This is a genomic window from Streptomyces sp. NPDC059906, from assembly GCF_042730645.1.
Lineage (GTDB): Bacteria > Actinomycetota > Actinomycetes > Streptomycetales > Streptomycetaceae > Streptomyces > Streptomyces rubrogriseus.
Genome location: NZ_JBHWKU010000008.1, coordinates 156,129 through 176,708 on the forward strand (window position 1 = coordinate 156,129; position 20,580 = coordinate 176,708).

At 73.3% G+C, this 20,580-nt stretch carries 16 protein-coding genes and 1 pseudogene; 10 read left to right on the top strand and 7 right to left on the bottom strand.

The features are described from left to right. The first annotated feature begins 44 nt into the window (after positions 1-44). From tkt to ACFV9J_RS15540, 8 genes are all read left to right on the top strand, one after another. Positions 45-2,141, top strand: a complete 2,097-nt coding sequence (tkt, locus tag ACFV9J_RS15505; protein ID WP_385354356.1) for a transketolase — start codon at positions 45-47, stop codon at positions 2,139-2,141. Between the two features lie 63 nt (positions 2,142-2,204). Continuing rightward, a complete protein-coding gene (tal, locus tag ACFV9J_RS15510; protein WP_385354358.1) occupies positions 2,205-3,350 on the top strand; it encodes a transaldolase in 1,146 nt (381 codons plus the stop codon). Further along, entirely contained in the window at positions 3,347-5,125 is a 1,779-nt protein-coding gene (zwf, locus tag ACFV9J_RS15515) for a glucose-6-phosphate dehydrogenase (RefSeq protein WP_385354360.1), read from the top strand. The genes tal and zwf overlap by 4 nt, the downstream gene beginning before the upstream one ends. Then, the gene (gene opcA / locus ACFV9J_RS15520; protein WP_385354362.1) at positions 5,122-6,057 is read left to right on the top strand and encodes a glucose-6-phosphate dehydrogenase assembly protein OpcA; all 936 of its coding nucleotides are present in this window, start codon (positions 5,122-5,124) and stop codon (positions 6,055-6,057) included. The genes zwf and opcA overlap by 4 nt, the downstream gene beginning before the upstream one ends. Then, positions 6,050-7,702, top strand: a complete 1,653-nt coding sequence (gene pgi / locus ACFV9J_RS15525; RefSeq protein ID WP_385354364.1) for a glucose-6-phosphate isomerase — start codon at positions 6,050-6,052, stop codon at positions 7,700-7,702. The genes opcA and pgi overlap by 8 nt, the downstream gene beginning before the upstream one ends. 1 nt (position 7,703) lies before the next feature. After that, positions 7,704-8,585, top strand: a complete 882-nt coding sequence (gene gnd / locus ACFV9J_RS15530; protein WP_385354366.1) for a phosphogluconate dehydrogenase (NAD(+)-dependent, decarboxylating) — start codon at positions 7,704-7,706, stop codon at positions 8,583-8,585. A gap of 71 nt (positions 8,586-8,656) precedes the next feature. Continuing rightward, on the top strand, positions 8,657-10,162 hold the full coding sequence (locus tag ACFV9J_RS15535; protein WP_385354368.1) for a membrane-associated oxidoreductase: 1,506 nt from the start codon (positions 8,657-8,659) through the stop codon (positions 10,160-10,162). Between the two features lie 91 nt (positions 10,163-10,253). After that, positions 10,254-11,483: a serine hydrolase domain-containing protein gene (locus ACFV9J_RS15540; RefSeq protein WP_385354515.1), complete on the top strand. Its 1,230-nt coding sequence runs from the start codon at positions 10,254-10,256 to the stop codon at positions 11,481-11,483. A 30-nt stretch (positions 11,484-11,513) separates the two neighbouring features. Here the strand turns inward: ACFV9J_RS15540 and ribA are convergent, their stop codons facing one another. Next, the gene (gene ribA, locus ACFV9J_RS15545) at positions 11,514-12,179 is read right to left on the bottom strand and encodes a GTP cyclohydrolase II (RefSeq protein WP_385354370.1); all 666 of its coding nucleotides are present in this window, start codon (positions 12,177-12,179) and stop codon (positions 11,514-11,516) included. A gap of 53 nt (positions 12,180-12,232) precedes the next feature. Between ribA and ACFV9J_RS15550 the strand changes: the two are divergent. Then, positions 12,233-12,946: pseudogene (locus tag ACFV9J_RS15550) on the top strand (creatininase family protein); the annotation flags it as partial. Here the strand turns inward: ACFV9J_RS15550 and ACFV9J_RS15555 are convergent. From ACFV9J_RS15555 to ACFV9J_RS15575, 5 genes are all read right to left on the bottom strand, one after another. Next, a complete protein-coding gene (locus ACFV9J_RS15555) occupies positions 12,829-14,028 on the bottom strand; it encodes a YbhN family protein (protein ID WP_385354372.1) in 1,200 nt (399 codons plus the stop codon). The pseudogene ACFV9J_RS15550 and the gene ACFV9J_RS15555 overlap by 118 nt on opposite strands. Continuing rightward, positions 14,025-14,924: an SAM-dependent methyltransferase gene (locus tag ACFV9J_RS15560; protein WP_385354517.1), complete on the bottom strand. Its 900-nt coding sequence runs from the start codon at positions 14,922-14,924 to the stop codon at positions 14,025-14,027. Before ACFV9J_RS15560 ends, ACFV9J_RS15555 begins: the two co-directional genes overlap by 4 nt. Positions 14,925-15,643: 719 nt before the next feature. Then, positions 15,644-16,864 (bottom strand): glycosyltransferase family 4 protein, encoded by a 1,221-nt coding sequence (locus tag ACFV9J_RS15565; protein ID WP_385354374.1) that lies wholly within the window; start codon positions 16,862-16,864, stop codon positions 15,644-15,646. Beyond that, positions 16,837-17,235 carry a 6-carboxytetrahydropterin synthase gene (locus ACFV9J_RS15570; protein WP_226030108.1) on the bottom strand — a complete coding sequence of 133 codons (399 nt, stop codon included), beginning with the start codon at positions 17,233-17,235 and terminating at the stop codon, positions 16,837-16,839. Before ACFV9J_RS15570 ends, ACFV9J_RS15565 begins: the two co-directional genes overlap by 28 nt. Positions 17,236-17,349: 114 nt before the next feature. Beyond that, positions 17,350-18,360: a zinc-binding alcohol dehydrogenase gene (locus tag ACFV9J_RS15575; RefSeq protein WP_385354377.1), complete on the bottom strand. Its 1,011-nt coding sequence runs from the start codon at positions 18,358-18,360 to the stop codon at positions 17,350-17,352. A 109-nt stretch (positions 18,361-18,469) separates the two neighbouring features. Between ACFV9J_RS15575 and ACFV9J_RS15580 the strand changes: the two genes are divergently transcribed. Continuing rightward, positions 18,470-19,264 (top strand): CDP-alcohol phosphatidyltransferase family protein, encoded by a 795-nt coding sequence (locus ACFV9J_RS15580; RefSeq protein ID WP_385354379.1) that lies wholly within the window; start codon positions 18,470-18,472, stop codon positions 19,262-19,264. Positions 19,265-19,266: 2 nt separating this feature from the next. Here ACFV9J_RS15580 and ACFV9J_RS15585 read toward each other — a convergent pair whose 3' ends face one another. Next, complete coding sequence (locus ACFV9J_RS15585; protein WP_385354381.1) at positions 19,267-20,580, bottom strand: MDR family MFS transporter; 1,314 nt, start codon at positions 20,578-20,580, stop codon at positions 19,267-19,269.

Here is a 20,580-nt window from a genome sequence, read left to right on the forward strand (position 1 = left end):
CGCGTCAGACCAGCTACTTCGCTCCGATCGAGGATTTCTTGAAGATGAGCACGCAGTCGAGCAAGCAGACGGTGGACGGCGCGGACCGCTTCGAATGGACCGAACTCGACCGGCGTGCCGTGGACACTGCCCGGATCCTGGCGGCCGACGCCGTGCAGAAGGTGGGCAACGGTCACCCGGGCACGGCGATGGCCCTCGCCCCGGCCGCGTACACGATCTTTCAGAAGGTGATGCGGCACGACCCCGCCGATCCCGAGTGGACCGGCCGTGACCGCTTCGTCCTCTCCCCCGGCCACACCTCGCTGACCCTCTACACCCAGCTCTTCCTCGCCGGGTACGAGGTGGAGCTGGACGACCTCAAGGCCTTCCGCACGCACGGCTCCAGGACGCCGGGCCATCCCGAGTACGGGCACACGGCGGGAGTGGAGACCACCACGGGGCCGCTGGGCCAGGGTGTGGCCAACGCGGTGGGCATGGCGATGGCGGCCCGCTACGAGCGCGGCCTGTTCGACCCCGACGCACCCGAGGGCGAGTCGCCCTTCGACCACACCGTGTGGGCGATCGTCAGCGACGGCGACCTCCAGGAGGGCGTCTCCGCCGAGGCGTCGTCGATGGCGGGCCACCAGCGGCTCGGCAACCTCGTCTTCCTCTACGACGACAACCACATCTCCATCGAGGGCGACACCGCGACCGCCTTCTCCGAGGACGTGCTGAAGCGGTACGAGGCCTACGGCTGGCACGTGCAGCGCGTCGAGCCCGCCGAGAGCGGCGACGTGGACGTGCACGCGCTGCACGCGGCGCTGACGGCGGCGCAGGCCGAAACCGGGCGCCCGTCCATCATCGCGATGCGCACGATCATCGCCTGGCCCGCCCCGAACGCCCGGAACACCGAGGCCTCCCACGGCTCCGCCCTCGGCGCGGACGAGGTCGCCGCCACCAAGCGCGTCCTCGGCTTCGACCCGGAGCGGTCCTTCGAGGTCGCCGGTGAGGTGCTCGCCCACACCCGCCGGGCCCTGGACCGGGGCGCCGAGGCGCACGCGGCCTGGGACAAGCGGATCGCCGCCTGGCGCGGCGCCGCCCCCGAGCGCGCGGCGCTGTTCGACCGCGTGGTCGCGGGCCGGCTGCCCGAGGGCTGGGAGGACTCCCTGCCGGTGTTCGAGACCGGCAAGGCGGTCGCCACCCGGGCCGCCTCCGGCAAGGTCCTCCAGGCGCTCGGCCCGGTGCTGCCCGAACTGTGGGGCGGCTCCGCCGACCTGGCCGGCTCGAACAACACCACCATCGACAAGACGTCCTCCTTCCTCCCGGCCGACAACCCGCTCCCCGGCGCCGACCCGTACGGCCGCACCGTGCACTTCGGCATCCGCGAGTTCTCGATGGCCGCGGAGATGAACGGCGTCGCCCTGCACGGCAACACCCGGATCTACGGCGGCACCTTCCTGGTCTTCTCCGACTACATGCGCAACGCGGTGCGCATGTCCGCGCTGATGCAGCTGCCGGTGACGTACGTGTGGACGCACGACTCCGTCGGCCTCGGCGAGGACGGCCCCACCCACCAGCCGGTCGAACATCTGGCCTCGCTGCGCGCGATCCCCGGCCTCAACGTCGTCCGCCCCGCCGACGCCAACGAGACCGCGACCGTGTGGGCGGAGATCCTCCGCCGCCACTCCACCCACCCGGCGCCGCACGGCCTCGCCCTGACCCGCCAGGGCGTACCGACCTACGCCCCGAACCCGGACGCGGCGCGCGGCGGGTACGTCCTCGCCGACGCCTCCACCGGCACCCCGGACGTCGTCCTGATCGCCACCGGCTCCGAGGTGCAGCTCGCGATGGCCGCGCGGGAGGCGCTGGAGGCCGAGGGCACCGCCACGCGGGTGGTGTCGATGCCGTCCGTGGAGTGGTTCGAGGAGCAGCCCCGCGCGTACCGCGAGAGCGTGCTGCCGCCGTCCGTGCGGGCCCGGGTGGCCGTGGAGGCCGGGATCGGCCTGACCTGGCACCGGTTCGTCGGGGACGCCGGCCGCCTCGTCTCCCTGGAGCACTTCGGCGCCTCCGCCGACGCGAAGACCCTGTTCACCGAGTTCGGCTTCACCGCCGGGCACGTGGCCGCCGCCGCCCGGGAATCCCTGGCCGCCGCCCGCGGCTGATCCCACCGGATCCCATCCCGGTCCGGACCCGTTTCGACCTCGACCCGAGGGCAGAAAGAGAAGATGATCACTGTGACCGAAGCAACCGCCACCGCGGGAGCACTCCAGCGCCTGGCCGACCAGGGCGTGTCCGTCTGGCTCGACGACCTGTCGCGGCGGCGGATCGAGTCCGGCAACCTCGCCGAGCTGATCAGGACGAAGAACGTCGTCGGCGTCACCACCAACCCGTCGATCTTCCAGGCCGCCATAGGCTCCGGCGAGGGGTACGAGGAGCAGCTCGCCGACCTGGCGACCCGGGGCGTCACCGTCGACGAGGCGGTCCGCATGATGACCACCGCCGACGTCCGCGCCGCCGCCGACGTGCTGCGCGGGGTGTACGACGCCACCGGCGGGCGCGACGGCCGGGTCTCCATCGAGGTCGACCCCCGGCTCGCCCACGACACCCGGGCCACCGTCGCCGAGGCGCGGCAGCTGGCCTGGCTGGTCGACCGCCCCAACGTGATGATCAAGATCCCGGCGACGAAGGCCGGTCTCCCGGCCATCACCGCGGTCGTCGGCGCGGGCATCAGCGTGAACGTCACCTTGATCTTCTCCCTGGAGCGCTACCGCGAGGTGATGGACGCCTACCTCGCCGGTCTGGAGAAGGCGCAGGCGGCCGGGATCGACCTGGCCGGCATCCACTCGGTCGCGTCGTTCTTCGTCTCCCGCGTCGACAGCGAGATCGACAAGCGCCTGTCCCTGCTGGGCACCGACGAGGCGCTCGGCCTGCGCGGCCGGGCGGCGCTGGCCAACGCACGACTGGCCTACGAGGCGTACGAGCACGTCTTCGCGGGCGACCGCTTCACCGCCCTCGCGGGGGCCCGCGCCAACCCGCAGCGCCCCCTGTGGGCGTCCACCGGTGTGAAGGACCCGGCATTCCGGGACACCCTGTACGTGGAGGAGCTGGTCGCCCCCGGCACCGTGAACACGATGCCGGAGGCCACCCTGGACGCCGCCGCCGATCACGGCGACGTACGGGGCGACACGGTCACCGGCGGGTACGCCCAGGCCCGGGCCGACCTCGCGGCCGTGGAGCGGCTCGGCGTGTCGTACGACGAGGTGGTGGAGCAGTTGGAGCAGGAGGGCGTGGCGAAGTTCGAGGCGGCCTGGCACGACCTGCTCGCCGCCGTGACGAAGTCCCTCGACAGCAAGGGAGTTGACGGGGAATGAGCGAGGAGCTTCCCGCGACGACGGTCCGGGAGACCAAGGCGACGAAGGAAGCCAAGGAGGCCCGGACGGCGCAGGAGGCGGCCGGACCGCCGCTCGCCGAGGAGGCCGAGCAGGCCCGCGTCGCCGGGGCGGCGAAGACCGCCCGCGCGTCCGGATCCTCCAGGAGCGCGAAGAAGACCGGAACGGCCCGGGCCGCCAGGGCGGCGAAGGGCAACGGTGCGGCCGGCCGGGCCGTGCGGCCGGTGGCACCGCTCGACTGGAGCAACCCGCTGCGCGATCCCCAGGACCGCCGTCTCCCCCGCATCGCGGGCCCGTCCGGGCTGGTCATCTTCGGCGTCACCGGAGACCTGTCCCGCAAGAAGCTGATGCCCGCCGTGTACGACCTGGCCAACCGCGGCCTGCTGCCGCCCGGCTTCTCGCTGGTCGGCTTCGCCCGCCGGGACTGGGAGGACCAGGACTTCGCCGAGGTCGTGCACGACGCGGTCAGGGAGCACGCGCGCACACCGTTCCGCGAGGAGGTCTGGCAGCAGCTCTCCGAGGGCATGCGCTTCATCCCCGGCGACTTCGACGACGACAACGCGTTCGAACAGCTGCGCAAGGCCGTCGAGGAGCTGGACGCGTCCCGCGGCACCAGCGGCAACTACGCCTTCTACCTCTCCGTGCCGCCGAAGTTCTTCCCGAAGGTCGTCCAGCAGCTCAAGAAGCACGGGCTGACCGACTCACCGGAGGGTTCCTGGCGCCGCGCGGTGATCGAGAAGCCGTTCGGCCACGACCTGGACAGCGCCCGCGACCTGAACGCGCTGGTGCACGAGGTCTTCGACCCGGAGCAGGTCTTCCGCATCGACCACTACCTGGGCAAGGAGACGGTCCAGAACATCCTGGCGCTGCGCTTCGCCAACCAGATGTACGAGCCGATCTGGAACCGGTCCTACGTGGACCACGTGCAGATCACGATGGCCGAGGACATCGGCATCGGCGGCCGGGCCGGCTACTACGACGGCATCGGCGCCGCGCGTGACGTCATCCAGAACCACCTGCTCCAGCTGATGGCGCTGACCGCCATGGAGGAGCCGGCCGCCTTCGACGCGCGGTCGCTGCTCACCGAGAAGCTGAAGGTGCTGCGCGCCGTGCGGCTGCCCGACGACCTGGGCGAGCACACCGTGCACGGGCAGTACGCGGGCGGCTGGCAGGGCGGCGCGCAGGTGCCCGGCTACCTGGAGGAGGACGGCATCGACCCGGCCTCCACCACCGACACCTACGCGGCGATCAAGCTCGGCATCGACAACCGCCGCTGGGCCGGGGTGCCCTTCTACCTGCGCACCGGCAAGCGCCTGGGCCGCCGCGTCACCGAGATCGCGGTGGTCTTCCAGCGGGCCCCGCACTCCCCCTTCGACTCCACGGCGACGGAGGAGCTGGGCGAGAACGCCATCGTCATCCGCGTCCAGCCCGACGAGGGCATGACGGTGCGGTTCGGCTCCAAGGTGCCGGGCACGTCGATGGAGATCCGGGACGTGTCGATGGACTTCGCCTACGGCGAGTCCTTCACCGAGTCCAGCCCGGAGGCGTACGAACGGCTGATCCTGGACGTCCTTCTGGGGGACGCCAACCTGTTCCCGCGCCACCAGGAGGTGGAAGAGTCCTGGCGGATCCTCGACCCGATCGAGGAGTACTGGGCCTCGCACGACAAGCCCGCGCAGTACGCGTCGGGCGGCTGGGGACCGCGGGAAGCGGACGAGATGCTCGCACGAGACGGACGGAGCTGGCGCAGGCCATGAGGATCGACCTGACCGACACCACGGCAAGCAAGATCAACAAGGCGCTGGTGCAGGGCCGCCGGGCCATCGGCACCCCGGCCGTGGGCATGGTGCTCACGCTGGTCATCGTCACGGACGAGGAGAACGCCTACGACGCGATCAAGGCCGCCGAGGAGGCCTCGCACGAGCACCCCTCGCGCACCCTGGTCGTCATCAAGCGCCACCCCCGCAACCTGCGCGACCGCACCCGCTCGCACCTCGACGCCGAGGTCCGGGTCGGCTCCGAGGCCGGGACCGGCGAGACCGTCGTCCTGCGCATGTACGGGGAGGTGTCCGAGCACGCCGACTCGGTGGTGCTGCCGCTGCTGCTGCCGGACGCGCCGGTCGTCGTGTGGTGGCCGGTGGAGGCGCCGGACAACCCGGCGAAGGACCCGCTGGGCGCGCTGGCCCAGCGCCGGATCACCGACCTGTACACGGTCGAACGGCCGATGGAGGTCCTGGAGCGCCGGGTGCGCGCCTACGCGCCCGGCGACACCGACCTGGCCTGGACCCGGCTGACGCTGTGGCGCTCGATGCTCGCCGCGGCCCTGGACCAGGCCCGGGTACCGGTGACCTCCGCGGTCGTGGAGGCCGAGGCCGACAACCCGGCCGCCGAGCTGCTGGCGCGCTGGCTGGAGGCCCGCCTCGGCGTCCGCGTGGACCGCGTGGTCACCGACGGCCCGGTGGTGACGGCCGTCCGCCTCGGCACGGCGAACGGCGAGATCGTCGTCGACCGGCCGGAGGGCCCGCTCGCCACGATGACCCTGCCCGGTCAGCCCTCGCGCTCCGTCGCCCTGAAGGTGCGCCCCACCTCCGAACTCATCGCCGAGGAGCTCAGGCGCCTCGACGCCGACGAGATGTACGCCGTCGCCCTGCGCGGCGAGGCCGGCAAGGAGACCCCTGTCCATGTCTGACACCCCGAAGCTCAACCAGCGGCCCGAGTGGACCGCGCTCGCGGACCACGCCAAGGGCACGCTGCCCCACCCTGACCTGCGCGAGCTGTTCGCGGCGGACCCCGGGCGGGCGGAGCGCTACGTCGTGCGCGTCGGCGACCTGCGCATCGACTACTCGAAGCACCTGGTCACCGACGAGACGCTGGCCCTGCTCCAGGAGCTGGCCGCCGCGACCGGCGTGTCCGGGCTGCGCGACGCGATGTTCCGCGGTGAGCGCATCAACATCACCGAGGACCGGGCGGTGCTGCACACCGCGCTGCGCGCTCCCAGGGACGCGGTGATCGAGGTCGACGGCGAGAACGTCGTCCCCAAGGTGCACGCCGTGCTCGACAAGATGGCCGGCTTCGCCGACCGGGTCCGCTCCGGCGAGTGGACCGGCCACACCGGCAGGCGCATCAAGAACGTCGTCAACATCGGCATCGGCGGCTCCGACCTCGGTCCGGCGATGGCCTACGAGGCGCTGCGGGCCTTCACCGACCGCTCCCTCACCCTCCGCTTCGTGTCCAACGTGGACGGCGCCGACCTGCACGAGGCGGTCCGGGACCTGGACCCGGCCGAGACGCTGTTCATCATCGCCTCCAAGACCTTCACCACCATCGAGACGATCACGAACGCCACCTCGGCGCGCTCCTGGCTGCTGGCCGGGCTGGGGGGCGACGAGAAGGCGGTCGCGAAGCACTTCGTGGCCCTGTCCACGAACGCCGAGAAGGTCTCCGGCTTCGGTATCGACACGGCCAACATGTTCGAGTTCTGGGACTGGGTCGGCGGCCGCTACTCCTTCGACTCGGCCATCGGGCTCTCCCTGATGATCGCCATCGGCCCGGACCGCTTCCGGGAGATGCTCGACGGCTTCCGCATCGTCGACGAGCACTTCCGCAACGCCGAGGCCCCGGCCAACGCACCGCTGCTCCTCGGCCTGCTGGGCGTCTGGTACGGCGACTTCCTGGGTGCGCAGTCGCATGCGGTGCTGCCGTACTCGCACTACCTGTCGAAGTTCACCGCGTACCTCCAGCAGCTCGACATGGAGTCCAACGGCAAGTCCGTCGACCGGGACGGGAACCCGGTGCAGTGGCAGACCGGGCCGGTGGTGTGGGGCACGCCCGGGACCAACGGGCAGCACGCCTACTACCAGTTGATCCACCAGGGCACCAAGCTGATCCCGGCGGACTTCATCGGCTTCGCCCGGCCCGTGGACGAGCTGAGCGACGAACTCAAGGCCCAGCACGACCTGCTGATGGCCAACTTCTTCGCCCAGACCCAGGCCCTCGCCTTCGGCAAGACCCCGGACGAGGTACGCGCCGAGGGAGTGCCCGAGGAGCTGGTCCCGCACAAGACCTTCCGCGGCAACCACCCCACCACGACCGTCCTGGCCGCCGAACTGACCCCCTCCGTCCTCGGCCAGCTCATCGCGCTCTACGAGCACAAGGTCTTCGTGCAGGGCGCGATCTGGAACATCGACTCCTTCGACCAGTGGGGCGTCGAACTCGGCAAGGTGCTCGCCAAGCGCGTCGAACCGGCCCTCACCGAGGGCACGGAAGTCCCCGGCCTCGACCCGTCCACGGCCGCGCTGGTGGCCGCCTACCGTGAACTGAAGGAAGTGCACTGACATGCAGATCGGTCTTGTGGGTCTCGGCAAGATGGGCGGCAACATGCGCGAGCGGCTGCGCAACGCCGGCCACACCGTCGTCGGATACGACACCAATCCCGACCGGGCCGACGTCGACAGCCTGGTCGAGCTGGTGGACCAGCTGGAGCGGCCGCGCGCGGTCTGGGTGATGGTCCCGGCCGGCGGCGCCACCCAGCACGTCATCGACCAACTGGCGACGCTGCTCAAGCCCGGTGACACCGTCATCGACGGCGGCAACTCCCGCTGGACGGACGACGAGAAGCACGCCGAGGAGCTGGGCAAGCGCGGCATCAACTTCGTCGACGCCGGTGTGTCCGGCGGCGTCTGGGGCCTGAAGAACGGCTACGCGCTGATGGTCGGCGGCGACAAGGAGACCGTCGACGACCTCAAGCCGGTCTTCGACGCGCTCAAGCCGGACGGCCCCTACGGCTACGTCCACGCGGGCAAGGTCGGCGCCGGGCACTTCTCCAAGATGGTCCACAACGGCATCGAGTACGCCATGATGCAGGCCTACGCCGAGGGCTGGGAGCTGCTGGAGAAGGTCGACTCGGTGGACAACGTCCGCGAGGTCTTCCGGTCCTGGCAGGAGGGCACCGTCATCCGGTCCTGGCTCCTGGACCTGGCCGTCAACGCCCTCGACGACGACCACCACCTGGAGAAGCTGCGCGGCTACGCCGACGACTCGGGCGAGGGCCGCTGGACCGTGGAGGCGGCGATCGACAACGCCGTGCCGCTGCCCGCGATCACGGCCTCCCTCTTCGCCCGGTTCGCGTCCCGTCAGGAGGACTCGCCGCAGATGAAGATGGTCGCCGCGCTGCGCAACCAGTTCGGCGGGCACGCCGTGGAGTCGGCCAAGAAGTAGCAGCCCGGGAAGTGGACGGTCCGGAAAGCGCGTTGACGTGCTCGGCCGGTTCGGGTCAGAGTCCCTCCCTGATGGAGATCAACGACCTGACACCGGCCGAGTCGCGTCTTTGGCGGGCGTTCGCCTCGGGCACCGACGTGGACTTCCGTGCCGCGGCCCCTTCCGCCCCGGGATCTTCCGCCGCGGACCCTTCCGGCGCGGACTCCGACGACCCCGCCCACGGCGGCGCCTGGGGGCCCGGACGGACCGTGCGCGCGAGCGTGCTGCGGTCCCTCCTCCTGGACGGCCCCCGGGAGGACGGCCGGGTCGCGGCGCTCAGCCTGACCGGCGCCCGCGTCACCGGGCAGTTGGACCTGCAGTACGCGACGGTCGACCACCCCGTGCGGCTGCGGCACTGCCACTTCGACGAGGCACCGAGGTTCTACGGGGCCCGGCTGCGCGAGCTGAACCTGAGCGAGTCCGTGCTGCCCGGGCTGATCTCGCACGCGGTCCGGGTGGAGGGCGTACTGCGGCTGACCCGGGCCCGGTTCAGCGGTACGGTGCGGCTCGCGGGGGCGGAGATCACCGGCAGCCTGTACCTGGAGAGCACCCGCATCGAGACGCCGGACACCGAGTGGCCGGTGCTCCAGCTGAACCAGGCGGTGCTGGGCGCCGACCTGTGGGCGCCGGGACTGCGCGCGGGTGGCGAGGTCCGGCTCACCGGCGCCCGGGTGGCCGGCACGGTCAACCTCAACGACTCGGTGCTGGACCGCCCGGGCGGCACCGCCGTCCAGGCCGAGACGCTGGCCGCCGAGGCCGACGTGCTGCTGCGGCGCGCGGACGTCCGGGGCCGGCTGGAGCTGCGCGGTGCCCGGATACCCGGCCGGCTGGACCTGTCGCACGCCCGGCTGGCCAACGCCGGGAACACCGCACTGCGCGCCAGCAGTTGCGTGATCGGCGAACTCTGGCTGCGGGAGGGCCCGGCGGTGCAGGGGGCGCTCAATCTGCGCCGCGCCCAGGTGGACGTGCTGTTCCTCCAACCGGAGGTGGTGCCGGCCTGGGTCCAGCTCAACGACCTCGCGTACACCTCGCTCATCCCGCACGAGCCCGCCGAGCGGCGACTGCCGATGCTGGAGAAGGGGGACAGCTACCTCCCCTTCACCTATGAGCAGTTGACCGCCGCCTACCGGCGCATCGGAGACGACGACGCGGCCCGCCTCGTACAGCTCGCCAAGCAGCGGCGGCGCCGGCGCACCCTGCCCTGGTACGGCCGCCTGTGGGGGCACCTCCAGGACATCGCGGTCGGGTACGGCTTCCGTCCGCTGCGCGCGGGCGGCTGGCTGCTCTCGCTCCTCGCGGTCGGCTCGGTCGTCTACGGGCTGCACCACCCGCCGCCGCTCAAACCGGAGGAGGCGCCCGGCTTCAACCCGGTCTTCTACACGCTGGACCTGCTGCTGCCGGTGATCTCCTTCGGCCAGGAGAACGCCTTCTCGCCCAAGGGCGGGTACCAGACGCTCTCCTACGTCCTGGTCATCACCGGCTGGATCCTGGCCACGACGGTGATCACCGGCCTGACCCGCACCGTCAGCCGTCAGTGAGGACCTCCGTCAGGGGGCCGGGAGTTCCGAGCGGGCGGGTACGGGGTATGCCGGACGCGTCCCGAACGAACGATCAAGGAGAGCGATGGCGATGCCACCCCTGCGGCAGGAGGTCGAGGCGGGTGCGGCCGGGCTGGACCCCGGGGCGCTGGCCCGGCTCGACCTGCACTTCGCCCGGCAGGTCGACGAGGGCCGGCTGCCCGGGTTCCTGGTGGCCGTCGCGCGCGGCGGCCGCGTCGCCCATCTGACCGTGCACGGACTGCGGGACGTCGCGGCCGGACTCCCGGTGACGGCCGACACGCTGTGGCGGATCTACTCCATGACCAAGCCCGTCACGTCCGTGGCGGTGCTGACCCTGGTGGAGGAGGGCCGGCTGGCGCTGGACGACCCCGTCGACCGGTACCTGCCGGCCTTCGCCGAACCGCGGGTGTACGTCGGCGGGACCGGCGAGAACGTCGTCACCCGCCCCGCCGCCGGTCCGGTACGGGTCCGGCACCTGATGACCCATACCGCGGGACTGACCTTCGGCTTCTACCGCACCCACCCCGTCGACGCGCTGTACCGGGCGGCCGGGGTGGAGTCCTCGGTGCGGCCGGGTGCCGGCCTGGCCGAGACGGTCGACCTGTACGCGAGCCTGCCCCTGCAGTTCGATCCGGGCACCGAGTGGAACTACTCCGTGGCCAGCAACGTACTGGGGCGGCTGGTGGAAGTGGTGTCCGGGCAGCCCCTCGACGTGTTCTGCGCCGAGCGGATCTTCGGACCGCTCGGCATGACGGACACCGGGTTCCACGTCACCGACGCGCAGGCGGGCCGCCTGGCCGAGCTGTACGGCGAGACGGAGGACGGCGGCATCGCGCCGGTCCCCGGGCTGCCGCTGCGGGGCCGGCCGCGGTTCCTGTCGGGCAGCGGCGGCCTGGCCTCGTCCGCCTACGACGTGCACCGCTTCGCGGAACTGCTGCGGCGCCGCGGCGAACTCGACGGGGTCCGGCTGCTCGCCCCCGCGACGGTGGACCTGATGACCCGCAACCACCTCCCGGGCGACGCCGACCTGCGGTCCTTCGGCAGCCGCCCGGCGCACGACGAACCCGGCAACGACGGCGTCGGCTTCGGCCTCGGCGTCTCCGTGGTGACCGACCCGGGCCGCACGCGGTCGCCCGCCGGGCTCGGCACCTACGGCTGGAGCGGAGTGGCGACGACCACCTTCTGGGTCGCCCCGGGCCGTGAGCTGACGGTGCAGTTCATGACCCAGGTGCGGCCGAGGGCCTCGCACACGGTCTACCCGGACCTGAAGCGGCTCGTGCACGAGGCCCTCACGGACTGAACCGGCCCGGCGGGATCCGGCTCCTCGCGCTCAGGACGAGACGTGTGCCATCGCGGCGTCCAGGTGCGGCAGGTGGTGGTCGAGCCGCTCCCGCTTGGTGCGCAGGTAGGTGATGTTCGACGCGCACGGCGGTATCAGCAGCGGCACCTGTTCGGCGACCTGGATGCCGTGCCGGACCAACGCCTCGCGCTTGCGCGGGTTGTTGGACATCAGCCGCACCGACCGCACCCCGAGGTCGTCGAGGATCCGGGCCGCGACGCCGTAGTCCCGGGCGTCCACGGGCAGGCCGAGGGCGAGGTTCGCCTCCACCGTGTCCAGGCCCTCCGCCTGCAACGCCATCGCGCGCAGTTTGGCGAGCAGGCCGATGCCGCGCCCCTCGTGCCCGCGCAGGTAGACCACGACGCCACTGCCCGCGTCGGCCACCTGCCGGAGCGCGGTGGCGAGTTGGGCACCGCACTCGCAGTGCTGGGAGCCGAAGGCGTCGCCGGTCAGGCACTCCGAGTGGAGCCGGGTGAGCACGCCTTCGGCGCCGAGATCGCCGTGCACGAGGGCCACTTGCTCGTCGCCGCGTTCGTGGTCGAAATAGCCGAACGCCCGGAATTGCCCGTACACGGTGGGAAGCGGTGTCACCACGATCCGCTCCACGTCCGTGCGCTGTGCTGCCTTCTTGCCGATTACACCGATTTTTTCTGTCATGATTCTCGCGTTCCTCAACAGTTTGCTCAACCGAGATGAAAGGCCGTGCGGGAATGGATGTTTCACTGGTGCCGGCGGACACGAGCGGCGATGTGCGTGAGCGCGGCTCCGGGGTCGCGGTGCTGCCGGTCGGGAGTTTCGAGCAGCACGGCCCGCACCTGCCGCTGGCGACCGACACCCTCGTCGCCTGTGCCGTCGCCCGGGCGGTGGCCGACGCGTATCCGGTGCGGCTGCTGCCGCCGGTGACGATCGGCTGCTCGCACGAGCACGCCGACTGGCCGGGGACCGTCAGCATCTCCGCCGTGACCCTGCACGCGGTGGTGCGCGACATAGCGGACTCCCTGCGCCGCTCGGGTGTCGGGGCCCTGGTCGTGGTCAACGGGCACGGCGGCAACTACGTGCTGGGCAACGCCGTTCAGGAGTCCTCGGCACGCGGTGAGCGGATGGCGCTGTTCCCGGCCGCGGAGGACTGGGAGACGGCGCGCCGGCGGGCGGGGGTGGTCACCTCGCTGCTCACCGACATGCACGCGGGGGAAATCGAGACCTCCATTCTTCTGCACACCCGTCCCGAATTGGTCAGGCCCGGTTACGAGGCCGCCGATTTCGTCGCGGACGACCGGCGTCATCTGCTCTCCCTCGGTATGTCCGCCTACACCGATTCCGGTGTCATCGGTCGTCCTTCGCTGGGCTCGGCGGAAAAGGGGAAGGAACTGCTGGCAAGCCTGGCGGATTCCTTCGGGGAATATTTCGCACTGCTGACGGCCGAAACGGCGGTGCCGCCGACCACGTCCGACGGCTCCGGGGATTCCGGCGGCTCCGACGGCGAGCGCGTGTAGCGCACGGCGTACCGACGCCCGACGAGGACGACGGCGCCGGGCAGGCTCGCCACGAGGCTGAGCACGCCGTACACCACCGCCACGCCCAGCCCGGTGCCCGCGCCGAGCCCCGCCGCGCCGAACGCCCACGCGGTGACGCCCTCCCGGGGCCCCCAGCCGCCCACGTTCAGCGGCAGGCCCATGGCGAGCAGCGCCAGCACGGCCAGCGGCGTGAGCGCGGCGACGGAGGCCGCGCTGCCGGCGACGCGGGCGGCGAGCACGAACATCGTGAGGTGTCCGGCGAGCACGACGGCGGAGGAGAGGGCGATGCCCGGCAGGTTCCGCCGGGACAGCAGCCCGTGCCGTGCCCCACCGAGCGCCGTCCGCACGGCCCGGCCCCGGCGCGCGGGGGCCCGGTTCATGCGCAGGGCGAGGACGACGGCGAGCGCGCCGGCCAGGGCCAGGGCCAGGGCCACGAGGGGTGCGAGGTGCCGCACCTCGTCGAGCACCGGGGAGGGCATCGTGAGCAGTACCCCGACCCCGACACCGATCAACGCGAGCTGTCCGGCGACTCGTTCGAGGACGACGGCCCGCACGCCCCGCCCCAGGTCCCCGGCGCTCCGCCCGTGCCGCACCGCGCGGTGCACGTCGCCGAGGACGCCGCCGGGCAGGGCCGCGTTGAGGAACAGGGCGCGGTAGTAGTCGGCGACGGCCGCCGCGAGCGGCAGCCGGATGCGCAGCCCCCGGGCGACCAGGGCCCAGCGCCAGGCACTGAACACCGTGGTGACCAGTCCGATCCCGAGGGCCGCCAGCACGGTGGGCCCGTCGATCCGGCGCAGCCCGTCCAGGAAGGCGCCGGTCCCCAGCCGCCACAGGAGCACGGCGAGGACGGCGGTGCCGGCGAGCGTGCCGAGGTGGGCGCGCAGGGCGCGGCGGCGGGGAGCCGCGACGCCGGTGGGGGCGTACGGGCGGGCGGGCGTCGGCAGTTCCCGCGCCGGTACGGTCGACACCGTCGGCAGCGTCGGTGCGCTCACGGGGCCCCGCCCGTCGGCCGGCACAGCGCCAGCAGGTCGGTGTGGTGGACGACGACACGCAACTCCCCGGCCGCGCAGGCCGCGAGGCGCTCCTCCAGGTACCGGTCCGCCCTCGCCCGCAGTTCCGGACGCTGTTCGACGGCCGCACCGACCCAGCCCCGCAGCCACTGGGTGGTGAGTCCGGCCTCGCCGGGCCCCAGCCGCCAGTCACTGGGATGCGCCCGTACGGTGGCGCCGTGCCCGGCGAAGGCCTCGGCGGCGGCGGTGACCGCGTCCGGACCGAGCATGCCGGTGCGCCGCTGGTGGTCGTTGAACGCCTCGGTGATCTCGGTGTCCAGGGGGCGGCCCGGGGTGAGGTCGACGCGTCCGGCGACGGAGAGGGTCAGCAGCGCCGGGCAGCCGGCCTCGGTGCAGGCGGCGGCGAGCCTGCCGACCTCCTCGGTGGTGAGGACGTCGAGCAGCGCGGATGCCGTCACCAACGCGGCGCCGTTCAGGGCGTCCGGGGTGAGGCGGGCTAGGTCCCCGCGCCGCGTCTCGACGGTGACGCGGCTGCCGTCGGCGGCGGTGCGCGGGGCGGCGACGGCGGCGAAGTGCAGGAGGTAGGGATCGCGGTCGTGCAGCACCCAGTGCTGGGCACCGTCGAGCAGCGGGGCCAGCCAGCGTCCCATCGACCCGGTGCCGCAGCCCAGGTCGTGCACCACCATCCCGTGGGCCCGCCCGGGCAGGTTGGCGAGCCTGATCCGCAACGGGTCGAGCAGGTCGTGCGCCCGCGCGACGGCATCGGCGGGCTCACGCAGCCGCAGCCACTCGGGGGCGTAGCGCGTGGGCTCCTCGGGCTGCTCACGCACCGGCGCTCCGCGCAGCCGGACGGTGGCACGCTCGCCGGAGGACCGCATGAGGCCGTCGGCGACCGTCCCGTCGGAGGACCGCCCCTGCCCGTCGGCGACCAGCCCGTCGGAGAACCCCCCAGCGCCAGGCCGCCCCTGCCCGTCGGCGACCGGGCCGTCGGAAAGCCCCCCAGCGCCAGGCCGCCCCTGCCCGTCGGCGACCGGCCCGTCGGAAAGCCCCCCAGCGGCAGGCCGCCCCTGCCCGTCGGCGACCAGCCCGGCAGAGGACCCTCCGGCGCCGAGCAGCCCCTGCCCGTGGGCGACCGGCCGGGCGAAGGGCCGCTCGGCGCGGTGCTCCATCGGCTTGGCGGTGTCGTCCGGCCGCCGCGTCGCGGGGCGGGCGGCGCCGTCTTCGGGCCGGTCGACGGACGGGACCGTCCAGTCCTCGCCCGGGCCGCCCGCGAGGCCGGCGGCAGGCCGCTCCACGGGGCGTCCGGCGCCCGGGCGGACCGGGTCCGCGACGGGGACGACGGCGTTCCGGGAGCCGGTGGCGTTGGCGTCCGGAGGGTCGGACCGGACCGGGCCAGTGCCTCCGGCCGCCGCCGGCACGGTACTTCCGGTCGGCGCCGGACCAATGCCTCCGGCCGCCCCCGGGACGGTACTTCCAGTCGGCGCCGGACCAATGCCTCCGGCCGCCCCCGGGACGGTACTTCCAGTCGGCGCCGGACCAATGCCTCCGGCCGCCGCCTGGAAGGCGCTCTCGGTCGGTGCGGCGGGCTTGCTCGTGCTCATGCGGCCCTCCTCGGGTCGCCCGGCAGCCGGTGCAGTACGCCGGCCAGGCTCTGGGCCGTGCTCGCCCAGCCGTTCAGGGCGGCGCGGCGGCCACGGGCGGCGGCCTTGAGCCGCCGTCGTACGTCCGGCTCGCCGAACCAGCCGCGCAGCTCCGCGGCGAGGGCGACAGGGTCCTCCGGCGGGACGAGGATGCCGGGCACGCCCCCGTCGGGCGCGCGTCCGACCGCCTCCGGCAGGCCGCCGACGTCCGTGGCCAGCACGGGGATGCCGCGCGCGAGGGCCTCGGTCACCGCCATGCCGTACGTCTCGGCGTACGAGGTGAGGACCATCAGGTCGGCGGTGGCGTAGGTGGCGTCCAGGTCGGCTCCGGCCCGCGGCCCGGCGAGCACGAGCCGCTCCTCCAGACCGTGCCGCGCGATCAGCGACCGCAGGCGGTCGACGTACTCCGGGTCCTGTGCGAGCCCGCCGACGCACACGCAGCTCCACGGCAGGTCGGCCACCGCCGCCAGCGCCTCCACCAGCCGGTGCTGGCCCTTGCGCGGGGTGACCGCGGCGACGCAGACCAGCCGCGAGAGGCCGTCGGTGCCGGGCGCGAGGGGCGCGATGTCGGCGCCGGGAGCGGCGACGTGGACCCGGCCCGGGTCGAGGCCGTGGTGGGAGACGAGGCGGCGCACCGCCCAGTCGCTGGTGGCGACGACGGCCGGGACGGCACGCAGCACCGTGCGCTCGCGGGCGTCCAGGGCGGCCGCCGCGGCGGGGTCGAGGCCGGTCTCGTCGCCGAGCGGGAGGTGGACGAGGACGGCCATGCGCAGCCGTGCGGCCTCCGGGACGACGACCTCCGGCACCCCGCAGGCCACCAGACCGTCGAGGAGGACGACCGCGCCGTCCGGCAACCGCCGTAGGACGCGGGCGAGTTCCGCGCGGGCCGCGTCGTCCGGCCGGGGCCAGTCGCCGGGCACGGGTAGCCCCCGTACCCGCCAGCCGAAGCCGGGCAGATCGAGCCGTACCCGCCGGTCGTAGGCGTTGCCGCCGCTGGGCGCGGCCGGGTCGTCGACGCCGCCCGGCATGACGAAGTGCACGGATCGCAGGGACATGGGGACGGTCCCCCCGTTCCTCGGGGCCGGGACCGGCCCGGGAAGCTGGGCGGGGACGTAAGCGAGCCGGGTCCGCCCGGCGGCGGTCGCGCCGGTCACAGCGCACGCTCGTAGCTCGCCCACGCCACGTGCGACTCGTGCAGGGTGACGGTGAGCCCGGCCAGGCCCCTGGCGCCCTCGCCGAGCGCGCCCCTGTGCACGCGCTCGGCGAGCCGGTCGGCGATGACCTTGGCCAGGAACTCCGTGGAGGTGTTGACGCCGGCGAAGTCGGGTTCGTTGTCGAGGTTGCGGTAGTTCAGCGCACCCACGACGGCCCCCAGCTCCTGGGTGGCCAGGCCGATGTCGACGACGATGTTGTCCTCGTCCAGCTGCTCGCGCCGGAAGGTGGCGTCCACCAGGAACGTCGCTCCGTGCAGGCGTTGCGCGGGCCCGAAGACGTCGCCGCGGAAGCTGTGGGCGATCATGATGTGATCGCGGACGGTGATGCTGAACAACGGACGACCCTCCAGGTGTGGCGCGTCTGGTCCCCCGCCGATCGCTGCGCGGGTGCCGTCTATTACGGCTGGCTGCCGTCCGCCGTTCAGTGGGCCGTATGTCTTTCCTCAAGGTCAGGCGCCGCTGCGGGCGTCCGTGCCGGTGTCCTCGTCGTCGTAGCGGATCCGGTGGCACAGTGCGGGGATCTCTCCGGATGCCAACCGCGGCATCAGGTCCGGCAGTTCGGCGAACGCGGACTCCCCGGTGACGAGTGCGTCGAGGGCCGGGTCGGCGAGCAGTTCGAGGGCGAGGGCGAGCCGGTCGGCGTAGCCGCGGGTGGCGGCGCGGGCCGGGGAGACCGTGCCGACCTGGCTGCCGCGCAGGGTCAGACGCCGGGAGTGGAAGGCCTCACCGAGTGGCAGGGCGACGCGCCGGTCGCCGTACCAGCTCAGTTCGACGACGGTGCCCTCGGGCCGCAGCAGTTCCAGCGACCGGGCGAGCCCGGCTTCCGTCGCGCTGGCGTGCACGACGAGGTCGCGGTCGCCGGCGGCGTCCTCCGGGGACGCGAACCCGGCGCCCAGCGCCTCGGCGACGTCCGCCCGGGCCGGGTCGGCGTCGACCAACTCCACGCGCACGCCCGGGAACCGGGCCAGCAGGGCGACGACCGAGCAGCCGACCATGCCGCCGCCGACCACGCTGACCCGGTCGCCGATCAGCGGCGCCGCGTCCCACAGGGCGTTGACGGCGGTCTCGACGGTGCCGGCGAGTACGGCCCGCCCGGCGGGCACCGAGGGCGGTACCGGCGTCACGGCCGCGGCGGGGACGACGTACCGGGTCTGGTGCGGGTGGAGACAGAACACGGTGCGCCCGACGAGACGCTCCGGCCCCTCCTCCACCACGCCGACGCCGAGGTAGCCGTACTTCACCGGCCCGGGGAAGTCGCCCTCCTGGAACGGCGCGCGCATCGCCGTGTACTGGTTCTGAGGCACCCGCCCGCCGAAGACGAGGGTCTCGGTGCCACGGCTGACCCCGCTGAAGAGGGCGCGCACGAGCACCTCGTCCGCGCCCGGTTCCGGCAGCTCCACCTCGCGGATCGCACCCCGCCCCGGCGCTTCGAGCCAGAACGCACGTGCCATGCGTGTCATCGGAAGTCCTCCTGAACGATCGGGAAGCCACTCACGTACCGAGGGATGCACAAGCCGCGCACAAGGTAGCGGCGTTGATCGACTCTGTCACACGGCCGGAGGATGTTCGGTGGCCCTGATCAACCTGAACCACACGGACGACGCGTACGACGCGTACGACGCCTGTCCCGCGAGGTCCGTTCAGCAGGAGACGGCGGCGGGCGCGGGCGCGCAGCTCCTGCTCCTGGCCTTGCTCGGCACCGCGATCGGCATGGGCACGGCGGGCTGGCTGACCGGCCTGGCGTTCGCGTTCGCGAGCTGGGCGGTGCTCTCCCGGGCCCTGCACCGCTCCCGGCTGCCGTCGTTCGGCCCGGCCAACCGGGTCACCCTCGGCCGGGCCACCCTGGTCGGCGGGGTCACCGCCCTGGTCGCGGACTCCTTCCGCAGCGCGCCGCCCGTCTCCCTCCTCGTCGGCCTGACGGCCGTGGCCCTGATCCTGGACGGCGTGGACGGCAGGGTCGCCCGCCGCACCGGCACGTCCACCCCGTTGGGCGCGCGCTTCGACATGGAGGTCGACGCGTTCCTCATCCTGGTGCTCAGCGTGTACGTCGCGCTGGATCTGGGCCCGTGGGTGCTGCTGATCGGCGGCATGCGGTACGTGTTCGTGGCCGCGGCCCGGGTGTGGCCGTGGCTGACGGCCCCGCTGCCGCCGAGCACGGCCCGCAAGACGGTGGCCGCGCTCCAGGGCGTCCTGCTGCTCCTCGCGGGTGCGGAGCTGCTGCCGCGCCCGGGGAACGCGGGGGTGGTGGCGGTGGCGCTGGGCCTGTTGGTGTGGTCGTTCGGGCGGGACGTGCGGTGGCTGTGGCGGAGGTCGCGGGTTGCCGCGGCGCCTGCCACGACGGTGCGGGAACTCGTCGCGCGGTGAGACTAGGACCGGCCCGACCCGGCCGTGGAGGGGGTTGGTGCGGTGGCCCCGGTGCCCCGGTGCGGCCACCGGGGCAGCGTCGTCGCCGCCACCAGCGGTACGGCGGCCAGGACCAGCCACGGCACGACCACCGGCAGGCCGGTGTCGAGCAGGAGGCCGGTCGCGGAGCTGCCGGCCAGCACGATCAGCCCGGAGACCGAGGACAGCGCCCCGGTGTAGAGCCCGAGCCGCCCGTCCTCGGCGAGGTCCGGCACCCAGGCGCGGGCGACGGGCGCGACGAGCATCTGCCCGAGGGTGAGCAGGACGACGAACCCGGCGGCGGGAAGCAGCCCACCGGTCCCCGTCCACCCCGCGGGCCGCGCGAGGCCGACGACGGCGAACCCGACGGCGATGAGCATCAGCCCCGCCACCATCGACCGGCGCCGCGCCAGCCGCTCCCCCGCCCACCGGGTCACCGGCAACTGCGCGGTCACCACCAGCAGCGACGACAGCGCGAACAGCCAGGCCAGCGGCGCCTGCGAACCGGCGGCCCGTTCCACCTCGGCGGGCAGGGCCAGGTAGAGCTGGTTGTAGGCGAGGAGATAGGCACCGTAGGCGCAGCACAACGCGAGGAAGCGCCGGTTGCGCAGCACGAGCCGGGCCCCGCCCTTCATCCGGACCTGGACCCGCCCGGGTACGCGCTGCGGCAGCAGCCGGGCGTGCCCGGCGAGGACCAGCACGAACACCCCGGCCCCGGCGAGGCAGGCCGTACGGAAGTCGACGGCGAGCAGCAGCGCCCCCAGCAGCGGCCCGACGAAGGCACCGGCCTGCCCGGCGACGGTGAACAGCGCGAGCACCCGCGTCCGGTCCGCGCCCCCTTCCTCCTCCCACCCGACGGCCTGCCGGGCGACCTCGGACTCGACGGCCGGTGAGAAGAGCGCGGCGGCGAACCCGATCAGCAGGACGGCACCGACGACGGCCCAGGTCCGCTCGGCGAACCCGAGCCAGGCGAACCCGGCGATCCGCAGCACGCACCCGGCGAGCACGACGGGCCGGATGCCGTACCGGTCGGCGAGCGCCCCACCGACCACGAACAGCCCCTGCTGGCTGAAGGTCCGCAGCCCGAGCACGAACCCGACCAGCCACCCCGCCATGCCGACGGACTGCCCCAGGTGCTCGGCGAGGAAGGGCAGCACGGCGAAGAAGCCGACGTTGAAGGCGAGCTGGGTGAGGATGAGCAGCCGGAGCAGCGGGGAGAGCGTGGCGAACGGGGCGGTACGACGGCCGGGCACCTGCCCGGACGGCCCGGTGGTGGCGGACGTGGAGGTGGAGGTCAT

What these genes read in the sequence shown, in the direction of transcription:
- ACFV9J_RS15535 (WP_385354368.1), top strand. Translation starts at nt 8,657, where the DNA reads ATGGAGATCAACGACCTGACACCGGCCGAGTCGCGTCTTTGGCGGGCG.
- ribA (WP_385354370.1), bottom strand. Translation starts at nt 12,179, where the DNA reads ATGACAGAAAAAATCGGTGTAATCGGCAAGAAGGCAGCACAGCGCACG.
- ACFV9J_RS15560 (WP_385354517.1), bottom strand. Translation starts at nt 14,924, where the DNA reads ATGCGGTCCTCCGGCGAGCGTGCCACCGTCCGGCTGCGCGGAGCGCCG.
- ACFV9J_RS15575 (WP_385354377.1), bottom strand. Translation starts at nt 18,360, where the DNA reads ATGACACGCATGGCACGTGCGTTCTGGCTCGAAGCGCCGGGGCGGGGT.
- zwf (WP_385354360.1), top strand. Translation starts at nt 3,347, where the DNA reads ATGAGCGAGGAGCTTCCCGCGACGACGGTCCGGGAGACCAAGGCGACG.
- opcA (WP_385354362.1), top strand. Translation starts at nt 5,122, where the DNA reads ATGAGGATCGACCTGACCGACACCACGGCAAGCAAGATCAACAAGGCG.
- tal (WP_385354358.1), top strand. Translation starts at nt 2,205, where the DNA reads ATGATCACTGTGACCGAAGCAACCGCCACCGCGGGAGCACTCCAGCGC.
- gnd (WP_385354366.1), top strand. Translation starts at nt 7,704, where the DNA reads ATGCAGATCGGTCTTGTGGGTCTCGGCAAGATGGGCGGCAACATGCGC.
- pgi (WP_385354364.1), top strand. Translation starts at nt 6,050, where the DNA reads ATGTCTGACACCCCGAAGCTCAACCAGCGGCCCGAGTGGACCGCGCTC.
- ACFV9J_RS15585 (WP_385354381.1), bottom strand. Translation starts at nt 20,580, where the DNA reads ATGACCTCCACCTCCACGTCCGCCACCACCGGGCCGTCCGGGCAGGTG.
- tkt (WP_385354356.1), top strand. Translation starts at nt 45, where the DNA reads ATGAGCACGCAGTCGAGCAAGCAGACGGTGGACGGCGCGGACCGCTTC.
- ACFV9J_RS15540 (WP_385354515.1), top strand. Translation starts at nt 10,254, where the DNA reads ATGCCACCCCTGCGGCAGGAGGTCGAGGCGGGTGCGGCCGGGCTGGAC.